This is a genomic window from Uliginosibacterium aquaticum, assembly GCF_012972705.2.
Lineage (GTDB): Bacteria > Pseudomonadota > Gammaproteobacteria > Burkholderiales > Rhodocyclaceae > Uliginosibacterium > Uliginosibacterium aquaticum.
The window spans coordinates 523,970-546,202 of sequence record NZ_JABCSC020000001.1 but is presented as its reverse complement, the minus strand read 5'-3'; the positions used below and the strand labels follow the sequence as shown (position 1 = coordinate 546,202).

Below are 22,233 nucleotides of genomic sequence, written 5' to 3'. Positions count from 1 at the left end.
TTTCTGTTGGGATCGGGGCTGAGAGATCTTAGCAATTAGCGTGCAATGCCCTATTCATGGGAATTGCCGGCCTTTGCACGCAGCGCCGGCACCAAGCGCGGGCATGCATCCAACCCGGCATGCTGCACGGCACCAAAGCAGCGCATGAATCCTGCCAAGGCCTTGTTGCAGAAAATCACGCCCCGGATCCGCCCCGGCACATTCCGCGCGCTCTACCTCGGCGCTATAATTGCCGGTTTTTCAAAAGCTTAGGCCCACCATGACTGCTCGCAACATCGATGGCGTCGCTCTCTCGGCGCAAGTGCGCGGTGAAATCGCCCAGCGCGCCGCTGAACTCACTGCCCAAGGCGTCCAGCCCAGCCTCGCCGTGATCCTCGTCGGCGGCGACCCGGCCTCGGCCGTGTATGTGCGCAACAAGGTGGCCGGCTGCGAAAAGGCCGGCATCCGTTCGCTCAAGTTCGAATACCCGGCCGACGTGGCTCCAGAAGAAGTCTTCGCCAAGATTGCCGAACTCAATGCCGACGCCTCGGTGCACGGCATTCTGGTGCAGCTGCCGCTGCCCAAGCAGTTCGATGAAGACAAGGTGCTCGAAGCCATCTCGCCGGAGAAGGACGTGGATGGTTTCCATGCCGAGAACTTCGGCCTGCTACTGCAGGGCCGCAAGAGCTTCTACCCGTGCACCCCGTGGGGCGTGATGAAGATGCTGGACTCGGAAAACGTCCAGATCAAGGGCGCTGAAGCCGTCGTGATCGGCCGCTCCAACATCGTTGGCAAGCCGATGGCGGTGATGCTGCTCTCGCGCGGCGCGACCGTGACCGTGTGCCACTCGCAAACGAAAGATCTGGCTTTCCACACCAAACGTGCCGACATCGTGGTCGCCGCCGTGGGCCGCCCGAACTTCCTCAAGGGCGACATGATCAAGCCCGGCGCAGTCGTGATCGACGTGGGCATCAACCGCCTCACCGAAGGCCCCAACGCCGGCAAGCTGTGCGGCGATGTGGAGTTCGACAGCGCCCGCGAAGTGGCCTCCCTGATCACCCCGGTGCCCGGTGGCGTCGGCCCGATGACCATCACCATGCTGCTGGCCAATACCGTGGAGTCGGCCCAGCGCGCCCTTGAAGCAAAGAACGCACAATGAGCGAACAGACTCCTGTTATCGGCATCGTCATGGGCTCCAACTCCGATTGGCCCACCATGCAGGCAGCCGCCAAAGTCCTCAAGGAATTCGGCATCTCCTATGAAGCCCGTGTGGTGTCTGCCCACCGCACCCCGGACCTGATGTTCGAATACGCCGAAGCCGCCCGTGGCCGCGGTCTCAAGGCCATCATCGCCGGCGCGGGCGGCGCCGCTCACCTGCCCGGCATGCTGGCCGCCAAGACCAGCGTGCCAGTACTCGGTGTGCCGGTGCAGAGCAAAGCGCTTTCGGGCGTCGATTCGCTGCACTCGATCGTGCAGATGCCCAAGGGCATTCCGGTCGCCACCTTCGCCATCGGCGAAGCCGGCGCCGCCAATGCCGGCCTCTTCGCAGTAGCGATGCTGGCCAACGAGAATCCGCAAATCGCCGCGCAGCTCGATGCCTTCCGCGCACGCCAGACCCGGACCGTGCTGGACATGAAACTGGACGACATCGCGTGAGCACCATGATTCTCCCGCCCGCCACGCTGGGCATGCTCGGCGGCGGCCAGCTCGGCCGCTTCTTCGTACTCGCCGCCCATGAACTGGGCTACAAGGTCTGGGTACTCGACCCGGACCCCAACAGCCCGGCGGGCAAGGCCGCCGACCGCCATCTGTGCGCGGAGTACGACGATTTCGCGGCGCTTGACCAGTTCGCCGCCGGCTGCGCTGCGGTGACCACCGAGTTCGAGAACGTGCCAGCCGGCACGCTGGAGTATCTCGCCAAGTTCATCCCGGTGCGCCCCAACGCCGATGCCGTCGGCATCTGCCAGAACCGCGTTGCCGAGAAGAGCTTTCTGCGTGCCAACGGCATTCCGCACGCGGCTTTCGCCGCGATCAACAGCGTGGCCGATCTGGAAGCCGCCGGCACCGAGCTCTTCCCCGGCATCCTGAAGGTCGCCCGCTTTGGTTACGACGGCAAGGGCCAGGCCCGCGTCACGAGCCGCGAAGAAGCCATCGCCGCCTTCCAGGCCTTCAAGAACGAGCCCTGCGTGCTGGAGCAGATGCTCAAGCTGGACTACGAGGTTTCCGTCGTGCTGGCGCGCGATGAGCAGGGCCACACGAAATGTTTTCCGGTCGCCGAGAACCAGCATTCCGGCGGCATTCTTGATGTTTCCATCGCACCGGCCCGCAGCTCAGCCTGCCAACGCGACAGCGCGCAAGAAATCGCCGAACACATCGCCGCCAAGCTCGGTTACATCGGCACCCTCGGCGTGGAGTTCTTCGTTTCCCACGGCGAGCTGTATGTGAACGAGATGGCGCCACGCCCGCACAACAGCGGCCACTACACCGTGGATGCCTGCGTCACCAGCCAGTACGAGCAGCAGGTGCGTGCCCTGTGCGGTCTGCCGCTGGGCGACGCGCGTGCGCACTCCGCTGCGGTGATGGTGAATCTCTTGGGCGACATCTGGTACGACGCCAGCCAGCCCGGCCCCGATGCGCACGGCGCCTATCGCGAGCCGGACTGGAGCAAGCTCTACGCTGTGTCGAATCTCAAGCTGCACCTCTACGGCAAGCACCACGCCCGCCCAGGCCGCAAGATGGGACACTTCACGGTACTCGATGCGGATCCAGCCAAGGCGCTGGCCGTCGCGCTGGCCGCCCGCGCCGCCATCGGCATCAAGGAGGAGTAAGGTGCGCACGGCGCTGGCAGGCCTGTGGCTGACGCTGGAGCTCCTGAGCAGCCCGGCACAGGCCGCCACGCCTGTACCGGTCACCCTGCCCACAGCGGGCTTGTCGTCTGCCCCTGCGCCACTTGCCGGCTTTGTGTTCCAGCCGGCAAGCCCTGGCCCGCACCCGGCGGTGGTCATGCTGCACGGTTGCGGTGGCGCCTACGCCAAGGATGGCACGCTCAACGCGCGGCACCGGATGTGGGGCGAATTTCTCGCCGCCCACGGCTATCTCGCCCTGATGCTGGACAGCCTGGGCGCGCGCGGCATCAAGGAGTTGTGCACGCAGAAATTCTCCGAGCGCAGCCTCAAGGAAGCCGACCGCCGCGGCGACGCCTATGCCGCTCTCGCATATCTGCGCAGCCGCAGCGATGTGGATGGCCAGCGCATCGGCCTGCTGGGCTGGTCGCACGGAGGGGGCGTGACGCTCGACACCATCACGCACGCCCCCCGGACCGGCAGCGGCTTTGCAGCGGCCGTGTCCTTCTATCCTGGCTGCAGCAGCAAAGCGAAAAAAGCAGAGGCCTTCAAGCCCTATGCTCCACTGCTGCTGCTCATCGGTGAGGCCGACGACTGGACGCCTGCAGCCCCCTGCAAGGTATTGGCTGCGGCCGCGACGGCACGCGGTGAGACCATGCAGATCGTGACTTACCCCGACACCTATCACGACTTCGACAACCCGGCGCTGACGCAGAAACGCGTCCGCAAGGATGTGCCGAATGGCGTGAATCCCGGCCAGGGCACCACCACCGCGCCGAACCCCGAAGCCCGCGAAGACGCCCAACAGCGCGTACTCGCCTTTTTTGCACAAGAGTTGAAATGATCTGCGCTGACACGCCGGACAACATCGCCCGCGCCGCCGAACTGCTCCGTGCCGGCAAGCTCGTGGCCCTGCCCACCGAAACGGTCTACGGCCTCGGGGCCGATGCCGCCAACCCCGACGCGGTGCGCCAGATCTTCGCTGCCAAGGGCCGCCCGGCCGATCACCCGCTGATCGTGCATCTGGCCGACCGCGAGCAACTCACCGACTGGGCCCGCGAGATCCCCAGGGAAGCCATCGCGCTGGCGCGCGCCTTCTGGCCGGGCCCGCTGACCCTGATCCTGAAGAAGGAAGCAGACGTCTCCGAAGTGGTCACTGGCGGGCAGGACACGGTCGGCCTGCGCGTGCCGGATCATCCGGTGGCACTGGCGCTTTTGCGCGCCTTCGGCGGCGGCGTGGCGGCGCCCTCAGCCAACCGTTTCGGCCGCATCAGCCCGACCACCGCGCAACATGTGCAGGAAGAACTGGGCGAATCCGTGGCGATGATCCTGGAAGGCGGCGCCTGTGATGTAGGAATCGAATCGACCATTCTCGATCTCTCACGCGGCGAGCCGGTGATATTGAGACCCGGCATGATCAGCCGCGCGGCCATGGCTGCGGTCATCGGCCGCCCGGTGCGGCTGAAGTCGGAAACGGAAACGGCACCCCGCGTATCCGGCGCGCTCGCCGCCCACTACGCGCCACGCACACCGATGCGCCTGGCCTCACGCGAAGAAATCGCCGCAGCACCGGCCGACTGCGCAATACTCAGCCACGCCGGTGAGAGCGACCCCGGCCGTTACGCCATGAGCATCGACGCGCCCTTTGACGCAGAGGGCTACGCTCATGATCTCTACGCCAACCTGCGTGCGCTGGATGCCGCTGGCGCGCGCGAGATTCTCGTCGAAAACCTGCCGGATGACAGCGCCTGGGATGCGGTGCACGATCGGCTCGGGCGTGCCGTGGTCGGCTCCGGCGCCGAAGACGACGAAACCTAGGCGCCGCATCCGCTGCAAGCGACCTTGCATGGAAGCGAGGCAGGCATCGCAAAGGCCGCATAGCGCCGCGCCCACAACACTTGCAGCGCACGGGCCAAGGGCCGCATCGCGCGGCCCTTTTCATCGGGCGCCCAACAACGCGGGCACGCTTGCCACTTACAAACGGTAAGTGGCCACCACGCCCTGCATGGACTCGGCCAGCCGATCCAGTTCACGCGCGGAACCCGCACCTTCGATGGCCGCAGAGCTGGACTCTTCTGCCATCTGGGCGATCCGCTCGACCTGCTGCGCGATGCTGGTACTGGTCGTACCCTGCTCACGGATGGCATCACTGATCTCCGTCACCATCTGTACCGCATTGCGATTGGCGTCGCCGATATGGCGGATCGATTCGCTGGCGCCCTGAGCCCGGCCTACGCCACTGCTGACCTTCTCCACGGCCTGCTCCATGCGCTCAACCGCAGCGCGCGCGCCATGACGCACGGACTCGACCATAGCCGAGATCTCCTGCGTAGATTGCGCCGTGCGCTCGGCCAACTTGCGCACCTCATCGGCCACCACCGCAAAGCCGCGCCCCTGCTCGCCGGCACGTGCGGCCTCGATCGCGGCATTCAATGCCAGCAGATTGGTCTGGTCCGCCACTTCACGGATCACGCCGACCACCGAAGAAATCCGGTCGGTCTGCTCGCCCAGTTCGCGAATGCTCGCCGAGGCCTGATCCACGCTGCCGGCAATCTCGTTGATGTCCGCCACGGTCTGGGTGATCACCATTTCGCCTGATGAGGCCAGCCGACCCGACTCTTTCGAGAGCTCGTTCGCTTCGCCGGCCCTATCGCTCACATGGGTGATGCTGACCGTCATCTCCTCCATCGCCGCCGCCATCGCTGAAGCCGCCGAACTTTGCTCCTGCGAGGCATGTGCAACCTGATCGGAAGTTGAGGCCATGCGATTGGAAGCCGCTGCCACCGAACGAACCCCCTGAGCGATGCTCTTGAGATTGGTCTGCATGGTGGCCAGCAACTGGTTGAGCGCTTCAGAGGTCAGGCCCAGTTCATCACGACTGCGAACCGGAATCCGCAGGGTGAAATCGAGATCACGCTGGATCCGCGAAACCGTACCCTGTACATCCTGCAGAGCACCGCCGATGTTTTTGACCAGCATGAAACCCATGCCTCCGATCACGATGATCGCCAGCACGGCCACCCCCGCCGATACCGCCAGCCCCGTGTGGCCCAAGCGCCCTGCCGCCTCTCCTGTAGCCTTGGCATTCTGTTCGTTGAAGCTGGCCATATCCTCCAAAGCCTTGACCGCCGTTTCGCCCGCAGGAGCCAATGCGCTCCCCAAGGCCGCAAAAGCTTCGTCGGTCCGGTTCTGACGTGAGAAATCGAGGACTTTGTCCAGCTCGGTCTCGTAGAGCTTCAGAGCGTTTTGTACGGCATCCAGCAGCTTGCGATCTTCATCGTTGCTGACAAGCTCATTCGCATACGTTTTCAGATGCGCATTCCAATCGGCGCGCGCCGCGGTAATCGACTTCTCGATCGCAGCCCTGCGCGTCTCGTCCAGCGCCATCACGTGCTGAGTGATGCCCAGCCGCACCCGCAGCAAGGAGAGCTCAGCATCATCAATGACACCTAAGCTGGGAATCGAATTGTTGTTGACCTCGTCAACCGCATCGACCAAGCGAGAAATCGTGACCAGTCCCGCGCCACCCACCACCAGCAAGGCCAGCGCGGAGGCAATGATCATTGCCCACAGGCGCTTTGAAATCGTCAAATTCATGCTGCGCTCCTCGTTCAGAATCCACTCATGATCAAAATCATGTCGGCCTGAAACCCAAGGCCACTCCGTTAATTAACGGCGTGGCCCCGGCTGAACTTGAAGCTCCGTGCAAGACCCCGTTTCAGATGGACTTGACGTGCGCCGCCTCGAAAAATCCGTCGCGATAATCCCTCAGGGTCTGCTGGATTTCTTCGCCAGTGTTCATCACGAAGGGGCCGTACTGCGCGATCGGCTCATTCAGCGGCGCCCCGGCCACGAGGATAACGCGCGCATCCTGCGCCGCCTCGATGACGACCCCGGCTGCGCCGTCGTTAGCCAGAATGGCCATGAACCGATCGGCGACCGCACGCCCGGCCACCGTCACTTCGCCACGATAGGTGTACAGAAAGGCGTTGTGTCCAGCCGGAATGGCCTGCGCAAAGCGCGTGCCGGCGGGCAGATGCACATCCAGGTACAGCGGCTCGGTGTCCGGCCGCTGTACTGCCCCCGCAGTGTCCTGGCTCTCGCCGGCAATCACGCGCACCGTCACGCCCTCTGGCGTGGTGAATTCGGGGATGGCTTCGCTCGGGATGTCACGGTAATAAGGCGCAATCATCTTGTTCTTCGCCGGCAGATTCACCCACAGCTGAAAGCCTTCCATCAGGCCCTCTTCCTGCTCGGGAAGTTCGGAGTGGATCAGGCCGGAGCCCGCTGTCATCCACTGCGCACCACCAGGGCCCAGCAGGCCGGCATTGCCGGCGCTGTCGTGATGACGCATGCGACCGGCAAGCATGTAGGTGACAGTTTCGAAGCCGCGGTGCGGATGGTCGGGAAAGCCACCAATGTAGTCATCCGGATTCTCGTTGCGAAAAGCGTCGAGCATCAGGAAGGGGTCGAGACGCCGCTGCAGATCCTGGGTCAGGACGCGGGTCAGCTTGACCCCTGCCCCGTCCGAGGTGGCACGCCCGGCCACCAGGCGCTCCACGCCTCGCGAAGCGGCGGGAGCGAGGGCGGAAACTTGCGGGACTTGGCTCATGAGGCACTCCTTGATGAATCGAGGCCATGCGGCGCCTGGCCGCACGGCCTCGCGGGTCTGCGCAAATCGAGCAGGCGGCCACCAGCCGCCATGCTTACACCGTCAGTGCTGCGATTTCGGCTTCGGCCTCGGCAAAAGCCTTGGCGGCAGCCTCTTCGCCCATCGACAGGCCTTCGGCGTGAATGAAGCTCACATCGCTCAAACCGAGGAAGCCCAGCACGCTCTTCAGATACGGGGTCTGCGAATCAGCCGGGGTGTCGCGGTAGAGGCCACCACGTGCCAGCGCCAGATACACCTTCTTGCCCTTGAGCAGGCCTTCCGGACCGTTGGCGGTGTACTGGAAGGTCACCCCGGCCTTGGCGATCGCATCGATCCAGGCCTTCAGTTGCACCGGCACGCCGAAGTTGTACATCGGAACACCAATCACGATCACATCGGCGGCCTGCACTTCCGCAATCGCCGCAAAATCAATCGCCGCACGCGCAGCCTGCTCCGGCGTACGTGCTTCAGCCGGGGTAAAGATGGCGCCCAGTGCAGCCTCGTCCAGAATCGGCTGGGAGCCGGCTTCGCGCACGGTGAGGCTGGCCGAGGGATCGAGCGCACGCAGGCGGCTCACGATGCTGTTGGCCAGACGGGTGGAAGCCGAAGCGTCGCCACGGACGCTGGAGTTGATTTGCAGGATGTTCATGGTGTTTCTCCTTGGGGTTAGGGGGAGGGAGTGACGCCACTTTATTCCTGCAACCCAAGCACCGGAAGCCTTCAAAACGGATAGCATTGTTCCACCATCGGAACAATAGGAGGCTGCATGGATCTGGACGCCAACGACTTGCTGCTCTTCGCCCGCGTCATGGACGCCGGCAGCTTCTCCGCTGCTGCCGAGCGCAGTGGCCTGCCCAAGTCCACCGTCTCGCGCCGGATTGCCGCACTGGAAACGCGCCTGGGCGAACGCCTGCTCACCCGCAGCACACGCCGCCTGCTGATTACCGAGTTCGGCCAGGGCATCCTTGAACACGCTCGCCGCCTGCAGGAAGAGGCTGACGCAGTCAGCGCCTACGCCCAGCACCGCCAGGCGGCCGTGCGCGGACGCCTGCGCGTATCGATGCCGGCCGACTTCGGCGAATGGATTCTCGGCCCGCTGTTCCTGCAGTTCGCTGCGAGTTATCCGGAGGTCAAACTGGAGCTGGATCTCTCGCCGCGCCGGGTCGATCTGATCGGCGAGCAGTTCGATCTCGCGCTGCGCGTGGCCGCCCGCCTGCCAGATGACGCCACCCTGGTGGCGCGCCGGCTGTGCACCCTGGAGAGCGGCCTCTACGCCAGCCCGGCTTATCTGAAGCACTTCGGTACCCCCACCCGGCCAGACGAGCTGATGCGCCACACCGCTCTGCAACTGGTCGGCAGCAACGGTGAAGCCCAGCGCTGGCGACTCACACGCGACCAGGAAGTGTGGGAGGACTTGCCCATGGGGCCACTGGCCGCCAACTCGGTGAGCCTGATGCGCTTGCTGGCCTCGCACGGTCTGGGCGTCGCTGCACTCTCTGAACGCTTCGTGGCCGACGCAGTGGCGAACGGCCTGCTGCTGCGGGTACTGCCCGACTGGCAGCTGCCGAGCATGACAGTCTGGGCGGTAATGCCTGGGCGCCGCCTGCTGCCGGCACGTACCCGGGCCTTTCTCGGCGCCCTGGAAAACGCGCTGGGGCTAGTCTCCACCTGAGCCCGAAAAACATCCGGCGAGTCACGACCGCGCAATGCGGCCCGGTGAGCATGTCGTGAATAGAGCCCGGGCGTATTTATTGCTAATCATCCGGGCAAGCCTCCGATTACCTCAACACGACCCGGAATCACTCCATGAGCTCTCTCAATTTCATCGGCGGCGAAAAAGGCGGCGTCGGCAAGTCTGTCACCGCCCGCCTGCTGGCCCAGTACTTCATAGATCGCGGCCAAACCTTTACCGGCTTCGATACCGATCGCTCGCACACCTCCTTCACCCGTTTCTATGCGGACTATGCTGCGCCGGTGATCGTCGACAGCTACGCAGGCCTGGACCTGATCGCCAACAGCCTGGAAGCACAGACGGCCGACGGGCAACAAAACAGTGCCATCGTCGATCTGGCCGCCCAGACCGCGGCCCCGCTGGCGCGCTGGATCAAGGATTCGGATCTGCTGTCCTTGCTGGCCGAGATGGGTGTGACGGTCAATTTCTGGCACCTCGCCGATTCGGGCAAGGACTCCACGGACTTGCTCAATCGCCTGCTCGACACCTATGGCCAGGGCCCCAACTACTTCGTGGTGAAGAACGAAGGGCGCGGCACAGACTTTTCACTGTTGGAAAAGTCCGCAACCCTCAGCCGGGCACTGGAGCTGGGCGGGAAGCTGATCACGCTGAGCGAATTGCACGAAGCCAGCATGAACAAGATCGATCGGCAGAACGCCAGCTTTTGGGCTGCCATCAACAACCGTGAGGGCGATGCCGTGCTGGGCATGATGGAGCGCCAGCGCGTCAAGACCTGGCTGCGTAACCACTACGCGATCTTCGACACCCTGCCACTCTGAACCCGCAGCCCCAAAACAAAACGCCCGGTCTCGCTAGAGCCGGGCGTTGTGCTGTACTTCAGTTTTTCATGCCGACAAGGCCAGTCGCATCTTCTGCATGGCTTTGGCCTCGATCTGGCGGATCCGCTCGGCTGACACGCCGTACTCTGCAGCCAGCTCATGCAGGGTGGCCGGATCATCCTCCACCAGCCAGCGGCGCTGCACGATGGCACGGCTGCGCTCATCCAGGCTTGCCAGTGCGCCCTTCAGGCCTTCGTCTGCCAGGCGCTCGCTCTGCGCAGTAGCCAGCACTTCCACCGGCTCGGCCGATTCGTCTGCCAGCCAGTCGATCGGCGCCATGCGCTCATCGTCGTCGTCCGAACCGCGATCAATCGCCACTTCACCACCGGCAAAGCGCGTTTCCATCTCGATCACTTCTTCCGGCTTCACTCCCAGCTTGCTCGCAATACCGCGCACATCCTCAGGACTCAGTGAAGCACTGTCACCGCGCATGCTGCGCAGGTTGAAGAACAGCTTGCGCTGGGCCTTGGTGGTCGCAATCTTCACCAGACGCCAGTTCTTGACGATGTATTCGTGGATCTCGGCCTTGATCCAGTGCATGGCAAAAGACACCAGACGCACCCCGCGCTCCGGATCGAAACGCTTCACTGCCTTCATAAGGCCGATGTTGCCTTCCTGGATCAGATCCGCATGCGGCAGACCGTAACCGAGGTAATTGCGGGCAATGGACACCACCAAACGCAGATGCGACAGCACCAGTTGGCGCGCGGCGTCCAGATCGTTCTCTTCCTTCAGGCGCAGAGCCAAGGCGTGTTCCTGCTCCTCGGTCAGCAGCGGGTAGCGATTGACGGCCTGCACGTACTGGTCGATGTTGCCCAGAGCGTTCGGAACCGGAAAAGCCAGCGCTTGCGTCATACCTGTCACCTCCACAAATCTTCAGCGGGCATTTCGCCCAACTCAATGTTAGCACTCTGCCTCATTGAGTGCTAAATGCGCAAGAGAGTTCCATGAACATGTCCATAGAAAATCAAAAGCCCCGCCTAAACAATTGTTTAGGCGGGGCTTCGGGCTCACTTAAAGGCGTTCTCAGAACGGGATATCGTCGTCGAAATCGCCAAACCCCCCCGCCGCAGGCGCTGCTGCCGGTGCCGGACGGGCCGCCGGCGCAGCCGCCGGACGAGCGCGTGGAGCCTGCTGGAAGTCGTCACCACCGCGCTGGTCATAATCGTTTCCGCCACGGGAAGCACCGCCATCTTCACGCGAACCGAGCATCTGCATCTGGTCGGCGCGGATCTCGGTGGTGTATTGCTCCACACCTTCCTTGTTGGTCCACTTACGGGTGCGCAGGCTACCTTCGATATACACCGGGCGGCCCTTCTTCAGGTACTGGCCGGCGATCTCGGCGAGGCGGCCGTTGAACACCACGCGGTGCCACTCGGTGGCTTCCTTCTTCTCGCCGGTCTGCTTGTCCTTCCAGGTATCCGTCGTGGCAACGGTAATGGTGCAGAAAGCATCACCGCTCGGGGCATAACGCGTTTCCGGGTCCTTGCCCAGATTGCCGACGATGATGACTTTGTTGACTGAGGCCATGCGATTACTCCTTCGATAAAGTTGCGGCGCCGCATTCACGATTCATTCGGCGCCGATTCGGGTCTGTTCTGCCGCGCGGCACTGAGCGCGTGACAGCCCGCGATCCTACCCTGAGCGGGAACTTTACGTAAGGCTCCCGCCACACATCCTCACCCGCCACAGTGCGAAAACACTTGGCCGGGCAAGGTCTGCCCCGTATATTGGTTGGTTTTCTTGCTGGCGGCACAGGCTATGGAATGGATCCAGATCCGTGGGGCACGTACCCACAACCTGAAGAACATCAGTCTCGACATCCCGCGTAACAAACTCACCGTGATTACCGGCCTATCTGGCTCCGGCAAGAGCTCGCTGGCCTTCGACACGCTCTATGCGGAAGGCCAGCGCCGCTACGTGGAAAGCTTGTCAGCCTACGCACGCCAGTTCCTGCAGCTGATGGAAAAGCCGGACGTCGATCTCATCGAAGGCCTTTCGCCAGCCATCTCCATCGAACAGAAGGCCACCAGCCATAACCCGCGCTCGACGGTCGGCACCGTCACCGAGATCCACGACTACCTGCGCCTGCTCTACGCCCGTGCCGGCACGCCGCACTGCCCTGATCACGAACTGCCGCTCGAAGCGCAGACCGTGTCGCAGATGGTTGATCACGTATTGGCCTTGCCTGAAGGCACGCCGCTGATGATCGCCGCCCCGCTGATCACCGAACGCAAGGGCAGCCACGAAGAGCTGGTTGCCGAACTGCGTGCCCAGGGTTTTGTACGCCTGCGCGTCAACGGCCAGATCTGCGAGATCGACTCGGTACCGCCACTCTCCAAAACAAGCAAGCACAGCATCGATCTGGTGGTGGATCGCATCAAGATTCGCCCGGATTCCCGTCAGCGCCTTGCCGAAAGTTTCGAAACCGCCCTGGCACATGCCGAAGGACGCGCCATCGCCATCGAGATGGAGAGCGGCCAGGAGCACCCCTTCTCGGCGCGCTATGCCTGCCCGGTCTGCGGCTTCGCGGTGCAAGAGTTGGAACCGCGACTGTTCTCCTTCAACAATCCGGTTGGTGCCTGCCCGAGCTGTGACGGCCTCGGCAACCACGACTTCTTCGACCCTGCCCGCGTCGTCGCTCACCCCGAACTCTCGCTGGCTTCTGGGGCGATTCGCGGCTGGGATCGGCGCAACCAGTTTTACTTTCAGATGCTGCAAAGCCTCGCGGCCTTCTACGAATTCGATACGGACACCGCTTTCAATGAGTTGCCCGCGGAGATCCGCGAAGTGGTGCTGCACGGCTCCGGGAGTCGCAAGATCCCGTTCAAGTACCTCTCGGAATCGGGCCGCATGGTCAGCAAGGAGCACAGCTTCGAGGGCATCCTGCCAAATCTGGAACGACGCTTCCGAGAAACAGACTCGGTCGTCGTGCGCGAAGAGCTCGGAAAATTCCGCTCGACCCGCCCCTGCCCGGATTGCGCCGGTAGCCGCCTGCGCAAAGAGGCACGCTATGTGCGCATCGGTACCCGCTCGCTGCCGGAAATAGGAGCCCTATCGATCCGCGACTGTCAGCACTACTTCGCCACGACCAAACTGGCGGGCAACAAGGCTCAGGTCGCCGATAAGGTCATGCGTGAAGTCGCCTCCCGCCTGCAGTTCCTCATCGACGTCGGACTGGACTACCTGAGCCTGAACCGCTCGGCCGACACACTTTCAGGCGGCGAAGCCCAGCGTATCCGCCTCGCTTCGCAGATTGGCTCCGGACTCACCGGCGTCATGTATGTGCTGGATGAACCCTCGATCGGCCTGCACCAGCGCGACAACGATCGCCTCCTAGGCACCCTGCGCCGCCTTCGTGATATTGGCAACACCGTCATCGTTGTCGAACACGACGAAGACGCCATCCGGATGGCCGACCATGTAGTCGACATGGGTCTGGGGGCCGGCGAGCACGGTGGTGAAGTCATCGCCCACGGCAGCCCGGCCGATATCATCGCGGCCGAAGCTTCGATCACCGGCGCCTTTCTTTCTGGACGACGCGGCATCGACGTTCCGAAGAAGCGACTCCAGCCAGACCCCACACGCCTGGTGCGTCTGGAAGGCGCGACAGGCAACAACCTCAAGGACGTCACACTGGAAATCCCGGTCGGCCTGATGACCTGTGTAACGGGCGTATCCGGCTCGGGCAAATCGACCCTGATCAACGACACGCTGTACGCCATCGTCGCGCGCGAAATTCACGGTAGTTCAATCGAAGCAGCGCCCTATCGATCGATTGAAGGCCTCGAGCAATTCGACAAGATCATCAGCGTGGATCAGGCTCCGATCGGGCGCACTCCTCGCTCCAACCCCGCCACCTACACCGGTCTGCTCACCCCAATCCGCGAACTCTTCGCCGGCGTGCCGGAGTCCCGCGCGCGCGGTTACGGCGCCGGCCGCTTCTCTTTTAACGTCAAGGGTGGGCGCTGCGAAGCCTGTCAGGGCGACGGCATGTTGCGCGTCGAAATGCACTTCCTGCCAGACGTATTCGTACCCTGCGACGTGTGCCACGGCAAGCGCTACAACCGCGAAACCCTTGAGGTCCGCTATAAGGGACGCAATATTGCCGAAGTCCTGGGAATGACAGTAGAAGAAGCCCAGCGCTTCTTTGATGCCGTCCCCACTGTAGCTCGCAAGCTCGACACCCTGATGGAAGTCGGCCTAGGCTACATCCGCCTTGGCCAGAGCGCGACCACGCTCTCTGGCGGTGAGGCTCAGCGGGTAAAACTCGCACTCGAGCTCTCCAAGCGCGACACCGGGCGCACGCTCTACATCCTCGACGAACCCACCACCGGTCTGCACTTCCACGACATCGAACTGCTGCTGAAGGTACTGACCCGCCTGCGCGAGCACGGCAATACCATCGTCGTGATCGAGCACAATCTGGATGTGATCAAGACGGCTGACTGGCTGGTCGACCTGGGCCCGGAAGGTGGTGCAGGTGGTGGCCGAATCCTGGTCTCGGGCACGCCAGAAACCGTCGCCGCTCACCCGGATAGTCATACCGGCCACTACCTGGCCCCACTATTGCGCTGAACCGGAGAGCCGCGCTTTCTCGAAAGTGCGGCTCCAGCACTGCCCCCTGCCGGGCGCCAACCAGGCAAATTAGCCGCCTCGCGCAACAGCCCCCAAGGCAAGCGATGCATCCACACCGCAGGCGCTACCGCGAAGCATATTCAGTCCGCGCCACAAACAAAAAAGCCCGCTCAAGAGCGGGCTTTTTTGTTGAAACTGGCGAAGCCGATTACTCAGCGGCAACAGCCTCGGTACCTTCCGGACGATCCAGAAGTTCGACGTAAGCCATCGGTGCATTATCACCGACGCGGAAGCCACACTTCAGGATGCGCAGATAGCCACCGTTACGGCTGGCAAAGCGCGGGCCCAGTTCGTTGAACACCTTCAGAACCATTTCGCGATCACGCAGGCGGGCAAACGCCAAACGGTGATTGGCGAGAGACGGAGTCTTGCCGAGGGTGATCAGCGGCTCCACCACGCGACGAAGTTCCTTTGCCTTGGGCAAAGTGGTCTTGATCACTTCGTGACGCAGCAGCGCGTTCGAAAGGTTTTGCAGCAGAGCCTTGCGGTGGGCGCTGGTGCGGTTGAGCTTGCGGAGGCCGTTACCGTGACGCATTTTCGTTATTCCCTATTGCTTGCAGCTCAGGCGGTCTTTTCAAGACCGGCCGGCGGCCAGTTTTCCAGTTTCATGCCCAGCGTGAGACCACGCGAAGCGAGCACATCTTTGATCTCGTTGAGTGACTTGCGACCCAGATTCGGGGTCTTGAGCAGCTCAGTTTCAGTACGCTGAATGAGATCGCCAATGTAGTAAATGTTTTCAGCCTTGAGGCAATTGGCGGAGCGAACCGTCAGTTCAAGGTCATCAACCGGGCGCATCAGGATCGGATCGATCTGAGGAGCCTTGGCTTCTTCCTTGGCAACCGGAGTACCTTCCAGATCAGCAAACACGGACAGCTGATCCATCAACACGCGAGCAGCAAAGCGAATCGACTCTTCCGGATCCACAGCGCCGTTGGTCTCGATATCGATCACCAGGCGGTCCAGATCGGTGCGCTGCTCGACGCGAGCGCTTTCGACCTGATAGCTGACACGGCGAACCGGGCTGAACGATGCGTCCAGAACGATGCGGCCGATCACCTTGTTGTCGCCATTGAGCGGACGCACATTACCCGGCACGTAGCCGCGGCCCTGCTCGACCTTGATCTGCATATCCAGCTTGCCGCCCGGAGCCAGGTGAGCAATCACATGATCCGGGTTGATGATTTCGACGTCATGGCTGACTTCGATATCGCTGGCTTTCACCACGCCTTCGCCGGACTTGGAAAGACGCAGCGTCACTTCGGCACGGTTATGCAGCTTCAGCACGACACCCTTCAAATTCAGCAGGATGTCGACCACGTCTTCGCGCACGCCATCCAACGTAGAGTACTCATGGAGCACGCCATCGATGGAGACTTCCGTCGGGGCGTAACCCGGCAGCGAAGAGAGCAGGATGCGGCGCAGCGCGTTACCAAGGGTATGCCCGTAACCACGCTCGAATGGCTCCATCACCACAACGGCATGAACCGGGGAGATGCTCTGCACATCGATGATGCGGGGTTTCAGGAGGCTATTACTCTGCATGTCCTATCCTTGTCAGTTATGAACTGCTTGAGCCCGCATTAACGCGAGTAGAGTTCGACAACCAGGCTTTCATTGATGGTCGAAGGCAGTTCGGCGCGCTGCGGGAAAGCCTTAAAGGTACCCTTGGCAGCCTTCGCATCCACTTCGAGCCATTCCGGGAAGCCACGGCCTTCAGCAGCCTCGAGCGCAGCCTTGGTGCGCAGATGGGCACGGGCGGCATCAGTCAGCTGAACCACATCACCGGGACGCATGGTGTAGGAAGGGATATTCACACGCTTACCGTTAACCAGCACGCCGTTGTGACGCACAACCTGACGAGCTTCAGCGCGCGAACCGCCAAAACCCATGCGATAGGCAACAGCGTCCAGACGACCTTCAAGCAACTGCAGCATGTTTTCACCAGTCTGACCCTTGCGGCGATCAGCTTCGGCATAAACCTTGCGGAACTGGCGCTCAAGCACACCGTAGATGCGACGGATCTTCTGCTTTTCACGCAGTTGCTGGCCATAACCAGACAAACGCTGGCCAGACTTCTGACCATGCTGACCCGGCGCATACGAACGACGTTCGATTGCACACTTGTCGGTAAAACATTTTTCGGCCTTCAGGAACAGCTTTTCGCCTTCACGGCGGCACTGACGGCACTTCGGATCGAGATTGCGAGCCACGTTCTTTTGCTCCTAATTAGATGCGGCGACGCTTCGGCGGACGGCAACCGTTATGCGGCACAGGGGTAATGTCGGTGATCGACGTGATCTTGAGGCCCAGCGCGTTCAATGCCCGCACTGCAGACTCACGACCCGGACCCGGCCCCTTGATGCGCACTTCCAGATTCTTCACACCGCACTCTTGAGCTGCCTTGCCAGCAGCCTCAGCAGCCACCTGAGCAGCAAAAGGCGTGCTCTTGCGGGAGCCCTTGAAGCCAGCACCGCCAGAGGTTGCCCACGACAGTGCATTGCCTTGACGATCAGTGATCGTCACGATGGTGTTGTTGAAGGATGCATGGATATGCGCAATCCCTTCAGCAACGTTCTTTTTTACTTTTTTGCGAATCTTCGCAACGGTCTTTGCCATGATCTACCCCAGATTACTTCTTGCCAGCCATCGTCTTGCGCGGCCCCTTGCGGGTACGAGCATTGGTGCGGGTACGCTGACCGCGAACCGGCAAACCACGACGATGACGAACACCACGATAGCAACCAAGGTCCATAAGACGCTTGATATTCATGGTGACCTCGCGGCGAAGATCACCCTCTACGGTGAACTTGCCTACCTCTTCGCGCAGACGATCCATCTGCTCTTCGGTAAGGTCTTTCATCTTGGCGCTGCGGGTAACACCTGCAGCATCACAGATCTTCTGGGCACGGTTACGGCCGATGCCATAAATGGCAGTCAGCGCGATCTCGGCGTGCTTGTGATTCGGAATATTGACACCAGCAATACGGGCCATGAACTTACCCTTTTATCGCGGAAAAGCGAAACGCATAAGTTTAAAGAAAACGGGGCTCAAAATCAACCCTGACGCTGTTTGTGACGCGGATCTTCACAGATAACGCGAACCACGCCCTTGCGACGGATGATCTTGCACTTGCGGCAGATCCGCTTAACAGAAGCTTGTACTCTCATTTCTTACTCCTAATAACCGTTCCGTCTTACTTCGAGCGGAATGTGATACGTCCCTTGCTCAGGTCGTACGGCGTCAGCTGTACGGTGACCTTGTCGCCAGGGAGGATACGGATATAGTGCATCCGCATCTTTCCTGAAATATGGCCCAGGACGATATGGCCATTTTCCAGTTTCACCCTGAAAGTTGCGTTGGGCAAAGTTTCGATGACTTCGCCCTGGAACTCGATGGCATCTTCCTTCGACATGACGCTATTTACCGGGGCAATCCTGGACTACCCTTGAAATTCGCCTTTTTAAGGAGGCTTTCGTACTGGTGGGACATGACGTAGGCCTGAACCTGAGCCATAAAATCCATCGTCACCACCACAATGATCAGCAGCGAAGTTCCACCGAAGTAGAACGGCACCTGCCACTTCAAAATCAAGAATTCAGGCAGCAAGCAAACCAACGTCACATAAGCAGCACCAATCAGCGTCAGACGCATCAGGATCTTGTCAATGTAACGAGCAGTCTGCTCACCAGGACGAATCCCTGGAACGAAAGCACCACTCTTCTTCAGATTGTCGGCAGTCTCTTTCGAATTAAAGACCAGCGCCGTATAAAAGAAGCAGAAGAACACAATTGCTGCGCAATACAACAGGATGTAAATAGGCTGCCCCGGTGAAAGGGTCGCCGCAATATCCTTGAGCCAGCGCATGCTGTCAGAAGAACCAAACCACTGTGCGGCAGTAGCCGGGAACAGAATGATCGACGACGCGAAGATCGGCGGGATCACACCCGACATGTTCAGCTTCAACGGCAGATGCGAACTCTGACCACCATAAATCTTATTACCAACTTGGCGCTTGGCGTAATTCACCAAAATCTTGCGCTGACCGCGTTCGACATACACAACGAAGGCCGTAACCAGAACCACCAGCACACAGATGAACAGCGCCCAGACCGAATGCAGTGCCCCTGTGCGGACCAGTTCCAGCAAGCCGCCGATGGAAGTAGGCAAGCCCGATGCAATACCAGCAAAAATCAGGATCGAGATGCCGTTGCCGATACCACGCTCAGTAATCTGCTCACCCAGCCACATCATGAACATCGTACCAGTCACCAAGGTCGAAACCGCAGTGAGACGGAACAACAAACCTGGATCAATAACCAAATTCGGCTGCTGCTCCAGCATCATCGAAATTCCAACGGACTGGAAAAGAGCCAATGCGACCGTACCGTAGCGAGTGTACTGCGTGATCTTGCGACGCCCAGCCTCACCCTCCTTTTTCAGCGCCTCTAGCTGAGGCGAAGCGATCGCCATCAACTGCATGATGATGGACGCAGAGATGTAAGGCATGATGCCCAGCGCAAAGATCGTAAAACGAGATAACGCGCCGCCGGAAAACAGGTTGAATACACCAAGAATCCCGTTTTTCTGGGTTTCAAACAACTTGGCGAGTTCGACCGGATCAATTCCGGGGACGGGAATATGCGCACCGATGCGATACACCACCAGAGCCCCCAGAAGGAACCACAGACGGCGCTTCAGATCAGCAAACTTTCCCGACTTGCCCAGCACTGGCGATTGAGTGGCCACGTAGCTATCCCGTTCCGTGATTACTCAGCGACCGAACCGCCGGCAGCTTCAATCGCAGCGCGCGCGCCCTTGGTGGCACCAACGCCACGCAAAGTAACCTTGCGTTCGATGGCCCCCGAAAGGATCACCTTTGCAGACAGGGCTTCGATTGCGACAATGCCAGCCTGCTTCAACGACAGCAGATCGATATCATCAATCGGCAGCGCAGCGAGTTCACTCAAACGCACTTCAACGTTGCGCGATGCCGTCAGCGACACAAAGCCGCGCTTCGGCAGACGACGTTGCATAGGCATCTGACCGCCTTCAAAGCCAACCTTGTGGAAACCACCTGCACGAGACTTCTGGCCCTTGTGACCACGGCCACATGTCTTGCCAAGGCCGCTACCAATGCCACGACCAACGCGACGACGAGCCTTCTTGGAACCCTCAGCGGGTTGCAGCTTATTGAGTTCCATGATTACCCCTCGCTCTTAACCAGGTAGGAAACCTTGTTGATCATGCCGCGCACAGCGGGCGTATCTTCAAGTTCCACGGTGTGATTGATACGACGCAGACCGAGGCCACGTACAGTGGCGCGGTGCGGCTGCTTCGTGCCGATCAGGCTCTTGATGAGCGTGACGCGAATTTTCTTGTCAGCCATGATTACCCCAGAATTTCTTCAACGCGCTTGCCACGCTTGGCGGCAATTTCAGCGGCAGTGCTGGTGGCAAAGAGGCCATTCAGCGTAGCGCGTACAACGTTGTACGGATTGGTGGAGCCCAGGCACTTGCAGATCACGTCGGTAACGCCCATCACCTCGAAGACAGCGCGCATTGCGCCACCTGCAATGATGCCCGTACCGCTCGGAGCCGGCTGCATCAGCACAACAGCTGCGCCGTGCTTGCCAACCACCGAGTGCTGCAGAGTGCCGTTGCGGAGCGAAACCTTGGCCATCTTGGCGCGGGCTTCATTCATGGCCTTCTGTACGGCCACCGGCACTTCGCGGGACTTGCCCTTGCCCATGCCGATACCACCGTCGCCGTCGCCAACCACGGTCAGAGCGGCGAAGCCAAGAATACGACCGCCCTTCACAACCTTGGTCACGCGATTGACCGACACCATCTTCTCGCGCAGGCCATCGTCACGCTCTTCCTGAGCCTGAACCTTTTTCGTCTGTTGCTTAGCCATGACTCTCTCGCTCAGAACTGGAGACCATTTTCACGGGCAGCTTCGGCAAGAGCCTTGACACGACCGTGATACTGGTAGCCGGCGCGATCAAACGCTACCGACTGGATACCTGCTGCAACTGCGCGCTCAGCAATCAACTTGCCGACGACCACGGCTGCACTCACGTTGCCACCGTTGGGCTGCTCGCCCTTCACGGAAGCTTCGACAGTGGAAGCAGCAGCCAGCACACGCGAACCGCAACCGGAGATGATTTGCGCATAAATGTGGCAGTTCGAACGGAACACAGTCAGTCGAGCGACTTTTTGCTCCGCGATGCGGGCCCGAGTTTTGCGAGCCCTGCGCAAACGCGCTTCTTTCTTGTTCATATTCGTCCGCCTTTACTTCTTCTTGGTTTCCTTCAGGCTTACCACCTCGTCGGCGTAGCGCACGCCCTTGCCCTTGTAGGGCTCAGGAGCGCGGTAAGCGCGAACTTCAGCGGCCACCTGACCAACCTGTTGCTTATCGACACCCTTGATGACGATTTCCGTCTGGGTCGGGGTCTCAACCTTCACACCAGCAGGCATCTGATGCACCACCGGATGGGAGAAACCCAGCGTCAGGTTCAGCTTGTCACCTTGAGCCTGGGCACGATAGCCCACGCCAACCAAAGTGAGCTTGCGCTCGAAACCCTTGCTCACACCCACAACCATGTTATTGAGCAGAGCGCGGGTGGTACCCGACATGGCGCCAGCATTCACGGCACCTTCAACAGCAGCAATCGTCACCACACCACCATCACGCACAAGGCTGACAGAAGGATGCAGACGCTGCTTGAGCGACCCCAGAGGGCCCTTGACGGTCACTTCGCCGGAAGCGAGCGTCAGTTCAACGCCAGCGGGCAATGCGATCGGATTCTTGGCTACGCGCGACATTTCCGTTCCTCCTTAAGCCACGAGGCACAGAACTTCGCCGCCAACCTTGCCAGCACGCGCACGACGATCAGTCATCACGCCAGCAGGGGTAGAAACGATTGCCACACCCAGACCGTTCATGACCTTCGGCAGCTCATCGCAACCGCGGTACACGCGCAAACCAGGCTTGCTCACACGCTCGATGCGCTCGATAACCGGGCGACCAGCGTAATACTTGAGTCCGATGGTAAGCTCACGCGAAGCAGCTTCGCCGCGAACCACGAAATCCTCGATATAACCTTCGTCCTTCAACACTTGGGCGATCGCAACCTTCAGCTTCGAGGAGGGCATGGAAACAGCACCCTTCTGAGCTTGCTGAGCATTACGAATGCGCGTCAGCATATCGGCGACCGGATCAGACATACTCATCTCGATCTCCTTACCAGCTAGCCTTGGTCATGCCGGGCACTTCGCCCTTGAAAGCCACTTCACGCAGCTTATTACGGCACAGACCAAATTTACGGAACACACCACGGGGACGCCCAGTCAGTTCGCAACGATTGCGAAGACGGCTCGGGCTGGCATTACGCGGCAGCTTCTGCAGTTTCAGACGCGCTTCCATGCGCTCCTCGTCGGAACGCGACGCATCTTCAATCACCGCTTGCAGAGCAGCGCGCTTGGCAGCGAACTTCTCCACCGTCTTGCGACGCTTGTCTTCGCGGTTGATAAGAGCCAGTTTAGCCATGT

The 22,233-nt window shown here is 61.0% G+C and carries 28 protein-coding genes; 8 read left to right on the top strand and 20 right to left on the bottom strand.

Annotated features, from left to right (window positions below; all coding sequences use genetic code 11):
- The first annotated feature begins 259 nt into the window (after nt 1-259).
- The 5 genes from folD to HJ583_RS02545 are packed head-to-tail and all read left to right on the top strand — an operon-like array spanning nt 260 to nt 4,640.
- Nucleotides 260-1,138, top strand: coding sequence for a bifunctional methylenetetrahydrofolate dehydrogenase/methenyltetrahydrofolate cyclohydrolase FolD (gene folD / locus HJ583_RS02565; protein ID WP_170020203.1), 879 nt, complete (start codon nt 260-262; stop codon nt 1,136-1,138).
- Nucleotides 1,135-1,635 carry a 5-(carboxyamino)imidazole ribonucleotide mutase gene (gene purE / locus HJ583_RS02560; RefSeq protein ID WP_170020201.1) on the top strand — a complete coding sequence of 167 codons (501 nt, stop codon included), beginning with the start codon at nt 1,135-1,137 and terminating at the stop codon, nt 1,633-1,635. The genes folD and purE overlap by 4 nt, the downstream gene beginning before the upstream one ends.
- Nucleotides 1,636-1,640: 5 nt before the next feature.
- The gene (locus tag HJ583_RS02555; protein WP_170020199.1) at nt 1,641-2,807 is read left to right on the top strand and encodes a 5-(carboxyamino)imidazole ribonucleotide synthase; all 1,167 of its coding nucleotides are present in this window, start codon (nt 1,641-1,643) and stop codon (nt 2,805-2,807) included.
- A 1-nt stretch (nt 2,808) separates the two neighbouring features.
- Nucleotides 2,809-3,666: a dienelactone hydrolase family protein gene (locus HJ583_RS02550; protein ID WP_170020197.1), complete on the top strand. Its 858-nt coding sequence runs from the start codon at nt 2,809-2,811 to the stop codon at nt 3,664-3,666.
- The gene (locus HJ583_RS02545; RefSeq protein WP_170020195.1) at nt 3,663-4,640 is read left to right on the top strand and encodes an L-threonylcarbamoyladenylate synthase; all 978 of its coding nucleotides are present in this window, start codon (nt 3,663-3,665) and stop codon (nt 4,638-4,640) included. The genes HJ583_RS02550 and HJ583_RS02545 overlap by 4 nt, the downstream gene beginning before the upstream one ends.
- A gap of 156 nt (nt 4,641-4,796) precedes the next feature.
- Here the strand turns inward: HJ583_RS02545 and HJ583_RS02540 are convergent, their stop codons facing one another.
- The 3 genes from HJ583_RS02540 to HJ583_RS02530 all read right to left on the bottom strand — a co-directional run bounded on the left by HJ583_RS02540 (nt 4,797) and on the right by HJ583_RS02530 (nt 8,122).
- The gene (locus HJ583_RS02540) at nt 4,797-6,419 is read right to left on the bottom strand and encodes a methyl-accepting chemotaxis protein (RefSeq protein WP_170020192.1); all 1,623 of its coding nucleotides are present in this window, start codon (nt 6,417-6,419) and stop codon (nt 4,797-4,799) included.
- 121 nt (nt 6,420-6,540) lie between these two features.
- Complete coding sequence (locus tag HJ583_RS02535; RefSeq protein ID WP_170020190.1) at nt 6,541-7,434, bottom strand: pirin family protein; 894 nt, start codon at nt 7,432-7,434, stop codon at nt 6,541-6,543.
- 94 nt (nt 7,435-7,528) lie between these two features.
- Nucleotides 7,529-8,122, bottom strand: coding sequence for an FMN-dependent NADH-azoreductase (locus HJ583_RS02530; RefSeq protein WP_170020188.1), 594 nt, complete (start codon nt 8,120-8,122; stop codon nt 7,529-7,531).
- Between the two features lie 117 nt (nt 8,123-8,239).
- On the opposite strand from HJ583_RS02530, the gene HJ583_RS02525 reads away from it, so the two are divergent.
- Entirely contained in the window at nt 8,240-9,145 is a 906-nt protein-coding gene (locus HJ583_RS02525) for a LysR family transcriptional regulator (RefSeq protein WP_170020186.1), read from the top strand.
- Nucleotides 9,146-9,279: 134 nt separating this feature from the next.
- Nucleotides 9,280-9,984, top strand: coding sequence for a nucleotide-binding protein (locus tag HJ583_RS02520; protein WP_170020183.1), 705 nt, complete (start codon nt 9,280-9,282; stop codon nt 9,982-9,984).
- Between the two features lie 66 nt (nt 9,985-10,050).
- On the opposite strand, the gene rpoH is transcribed toward HJ583_RS02520, so the two are convergent.
- Together rpoH and ssb are read right to left on the bottom strand one after the other, a co-directional pair.
- A complete protein-coding gene (rpoH, locus tag HJ583_RS02515) occupies nt 10,051-10,899 on the bottom strand; it encodes an RNA polymerase sigma factor RpoH (RefSeq protein ID WP_101941743.1) in 849 nt (282 codons plus the stop codon).
- Nucleotides 10,900-11,070: 171 nt separating this feature from the next.
- Nucleotides 11,071-11,574 (bottom strand): single-stranded DNA-binding protein, encoded by a 504-nt coding sequence (ssb, locus tag HJ583_RS02510; RefSeq protein ID WP_101941744.1) that lies wholly within the window; start codon nt 11,572-11,574, stop codon nt 11,071-11,073.
- 231 nt (nt 11,575-11,805) lie between these two features.
- Between ssb and uvrA the strand changes: the two genes are divergently transcribed.
- A complete protein-coding gene (gene uvrA / locus HJ583_RS02505) occupies nt 11,806-14,622 on the top strand; it encodes an excinuclease ABC subunit UvrA (RefSeq protein ID WP_170020181.1) in 2,817 nt (938 codons plus the stop codon).
- Between the two features lie 208 nt (nt 14,623-14,830).
- On the opposite strand, the gene rplQ is transcribed toward uvrA, so the two are convergent.
- The 15 genes from rplQ to rpsN form a co-directional block, all read right to left on the bottom strand.
- Nucleotides 14,831-15,217: a 50S ribosomal protein L17 gene (gene rplQ / locus HJ583_RS02500; RefSeq protein ID WP_101941746.1), complete on the bottom strand. Its 387-nt coding sequence runs from the start codon at nt 15,215-15,217 to the stop codon at nt 14,831-14,833.
- 26 nt (nt 15,218-15,243) lie between these two features.
- The gene (locus HJ583_RS02495; RefSeq protein ID WP_101941747.1) at nt 15,244-16,224 is read right to left on the bottom strand and encodes a DNA-directed RNA polymerase subunit alpha; all 981 of its coding nucleotides are present in this window, start codon (nt 16,222-16,224) and stop codon (nt 15,244-15,246) included.
- A 38-nt stretch (nt 16,225-16,262) separates the two neighbouring features.
- Entirely contained in the window at nt 16,263-16,892 is a 630-nt protein-coding gene (gene rpsD, locus HJ583_RS02490) for a 30S ribosomal protein S4 (protein WP_101941748.1), read from the bottom strand.
- A 16-nt stretch (nt 16,893-16,908) separates the two neighbouring features.
- On the bottom strand, nt 16,909-17,298 hold the full coding sequence (gene rpsK, locus HJ583_RS02485; RefSeq protein WP_101941749.1) for a 30S ribosomal protein S11: 390 nt from the start codon (nt 17,296-17,298) through the stop codon (nt 16,909-16,911).
- 13 nt (nt 17,299-17,311) lie between these two features.
- Complete coding sequence (rpsM, locus tag HJ583_RS02480) at nt 17,312-17,674, bottom strand: 30S ribosomal protein S13 (protein ID WP_101941750.1); 363 nt, start codon at nt 17,672-17,674, stop codon at nt 17,312-17,314.
- 62 nt (nt 17,675-17,736) lie between these two features.
- On the bottom strand, nt 17,737-17,850 hold the full coding sequence (gene rpmJ, locus HJ583_RS02475) for a 50S ribosomal protein L36 (RefSeq protein ID WP_083917609.1): 114 nt from the start codon (nt 17,848-17,850) through the stop codon (nt 17,737-17,739).
- A 26-nt stretch (nt 17,851-17,876) separates the two neighbouring features.
- Entirely contained in the window at nt 17,877-18,095 is a 219-nt protein-coding gene (infA, locus tag HJ583_RS02470) for a translation initiation factor IF-1 (protein ID WP_101941751.1), read from the bottom strand.
- A gap of 8 nt (nt 18,096-18,103) precedes the next feature.
- Nucleotides 18,104-19,429, bottom strand: coding sequence for a preprotein translocase subunit SecY (secY, locus tag HJ583_RS02465; protein ID WP_170020179.1), 1,326 nt, complete (start codon nt 19,427-19,429; stop codon nt 18,104-18,106).
- Between the two features lie 20 nt (nt 19,430-19,449).
- Nucleotides 19,450-19,884, bottom strand: coding sequence for a 50S ribosomal protein L15 (gene rplO / locus HJ583_RS02460; protein WP_170020177.1), 435 nt, complete (start codon nt 19,882-19,884; stop codon nt 19,450-19,452).
- Nucleotides 19,885-19,886: 2 nt separating this feature from the next.
- On the bottom strand, nt 19,887-20,069 hold the full coding sequence (rpmD, locus tag HJ583_RS02455) for a 50S ribosomal protein L30 (RefSeq protein ID WP_101941754.1): 183 nt from the start codon (nt 20,067-20,069) through the stop codon (nt 19,887-19,889).
- A gap of 2 nt (nt 20,070-20,071) precedes the next feature.
- Entirely contained in the window at nt 20,072-20,596 is a 525-nt protein-coding gene (gene rpsE, locus HJ583_RS02450; RefSeq protein WP_101941755.1) for a 30S ribosomal protein S5, read from the bottom strand.
- An 11-nt stretch (nt 20,597-20,607) separates the two neighbouring features.
- On the bottom strand, nt 20,608-20,961 hold the full coding sequence (gene rplR / locus HJ583_RS02445) for a 50S ribosomal protein L18 (RefSeq protein WP_170020174.1): 354 nt from the start codon (nt 20,959-20,961) through the stop codon (nt 20,608-20,610).
- Nucleotides 20,962-20,973: 12 nt separating this feature from the next.
- Nucleotides 20,974-21,507: a 50S ribosomal protein L6 gene (gene rplF, locus HJ583_RS02440; protein ID WP_170020172.1), complete on the bottom strand. Its 534-nt coding sequence runs from the start codon at nt 21,505-21,507 to the stop codon at nt 20,974-20,976.
- Nucleotides 21,508-21,519: 12 nt separating this feature from the next.
- A complete protein-coding gene (rpsH, locus tag HJ583_RS02435; RefSeq protein WP_101941758.1) occupies nt 21,520-21,915 on the bottom strand; it encodes a 30S ribosomal protein S8 in 396 nt (131 codons plus the stop codon).
- Nucleotides 21,916-21,925: 10 nt separating this feature from the next.
- On the bottom strand, nt 21,926-22,231 hold the full coding sequence (gene rpsN / locus HJ583_RS02430; RefSeq protein WP_101941759.1) for a 30S ribosomal protein S14: 306 nt from the start codon (nt 22,229-22,231) through the stop codon (nt 21,926-21,928).
- Nucleotides 22,232-22,233: the final 2 nt, after the last annotated feature.

What these genes read in the sequence shown, in the direction of transcription:
- folD (WP_170020203.1), top strand. Translation starts at nt 260, where the DNA reads ATGACTGCTCGCAACATCGATGGCGTCGCTCTCTCGGCGCAAGTGCGC.
- purE (WP_170020201.1), top strand. Translation starts at nt 1,135, where the DNA reads ATGAGCGAACAGACTCCTGTTATCGGCATCGTCATGGGCTCCAACTCC.
- HJ583_RS02555 (WP_170020199.1), top strand. Translation starts at nt 1,641, where the DNA reads ATGATTCTCCCGCCCGCCACGCTGGGCATGCTCGGCGGCGGCCAGCTC.
- HJ583_RS02545 (WP_170020195.1), top strand. Translation starts at nt 3,663, where the DNA reads ATGATCTGCGCTGACACGCCGGACAACATCGCCCGCGCCGCCGAACTG.
- HJ583_RS02540 (WP_170020192.1), bottom strand. Translation starts at nt 6,419, where the DNA reads ATGAATTTGACGATTTCAAAGCGCCTGTGGGCAATGATCATTGCCTCC.
- HJ583_RS02535 (WP_170020190.1), bottom strand. Translation starts at nt 7,434, where the DNA reads ATGAGCCAAGTCCCGCAAGTTTCCGCCCTCGCTCCCGCCGCTTCGCGA.
- HJ583_RS02530 (WP_170020188.1), bottom strand. Translation starts at nt 8,122, where the DNA reads ATGAACATCCTGCAAATCAACTCCAGCGTCCGTGGCGACGCTTCGGCT.
- HJ583_RS02525 (WP_170020186.1), top strand. Translation starts at nt 8,240, where the DNA reads ATGGATCTGGACGCCAACGACTTGCTGCTCTTCGCCCGCGTCATGGAC.
- HJ583_RS02520 (WP_170020183.1), top strand. Translation starts at nt 9,280, where the DNA reads ATGAGCTCTCTCAATTTCATCGGCGGCGAAAAAGGCGGCGTCGGCAAG.
- rpoH (WP_101941743.1), bottom strand. Translation starts at nt 10,899, where the DNA reads ATGACGCAAGCGCTGGCTTTTCCGGTTCCGAACGCTCTGGGCAACATC.
- ssb (WP_101941744.1), bottom strand. Translation starts at nt 11,574, where the DNA reads ATGGCCTCAGTCAACAAAGTCATCATCGTCGGCAATCTGGGCAAGGAC.
- uvrA (WP_170020181.1), top strand. Translation starts at nt 11,806, where the DNA reads ATGGAATGGATCCAGATCCGTGGGGCACGTACCCACAACCTGAAGAAC.
- rplQ (WP_101941746.1), bottom strand. Translation starts at nt 15,217, where the DNA reads ATGCGTCACGGTAACGGCCTCCGCAAGCTCAACCGCACCAGCGCCCAC.
- HJ583_RS02495 (WP_101941747.1), bottom strand. Translation starts at nt 16,224, where the DNA reads ATGCAGAGTAATAGCCTCCTGAAACCCCGCATCATCGATGTGCAGAGC.
- rpsK (WP_101941749.1), bottom strand. Translation starts at nt 17,298, where the DNA reads ATGGCAAAGACCGTTGCGAAGATTCGCAAAAAAGTAAAAAAGAACGTT.
- rpsM (WP_101941750.1), bottom strand. Translation starts at nt 17,674, where the DNA reads ATGGCCCGTATTGCTGGTGTCAATATTCCGAATCACAAGCACGCCGAG.
- rpmJ (WP_083917609.1), bottom strand. Translation starts at nt 17,850, where the DNA reads ATGAGAGTACAAGCTTCTGTTAAGCGGATCTGCCGCAAGTGCAAGATC.
- infA (WP_101941751.1), bottom strand. Translation starts at nt 18,095, where the DNA reads ATGTCGAAGGAAGATGCCATCGAGTTCCAGGGCGAAGTCATCGAAACT.
- rplO (WP_170020177.1), bottom strand. Translation starts at nt 19,884, where the DNA reads ATGGAACTCAATAAGCTGCAACCCGCTGAGGGTTCCAAGAAGGCTCGT.
- rpmD (WP_101941754.1), bottom strand. Translation starts at nt 20,069, where the DNA reads ATGGCTGACAAGAAAATTCGCGTCACGCTCATCAAGAGCCTGATCGGC.
- rpsE (WP_101941755.1), bottom strand. Translation starts at nt 20,596, where the DNA reads ATGGCTAAGCAACAGACGAAAAAGGTTCAGGCTCAGGAAGAGCGTGAC.
- rplR (WP_170020174.1), bottom strand. Translation starts at nt 20,961, where the DNA reads ATGAACAAGAAAGAAGCGCGTTTGCGCAGGGCTCGCAAAACTCGGGCC.
- rplF (WP_170020172.1), bottom strand. Translation starts at nt 21,507, where the DNA reads ATGTCGCGCGTAGCCAAGAATCCGATCGCATTGCCCGCTGGCGTTGAA.
- rpsH (WP_101941758.1), bottom strand. Translation starts at nt 21,915, where the DNA reads ATGAGTATGTCTGATCCGGTCGCCGATATGCTGACGCGCATTCGTAAT.
- rpsN (WP_101941759.1), bottom strand. Translation starts at nt 22,231, where the DNA reads ATGGCTAAACTGGCTCTTATCAACCGCGAAGACAAGCGTCGCAAGACG.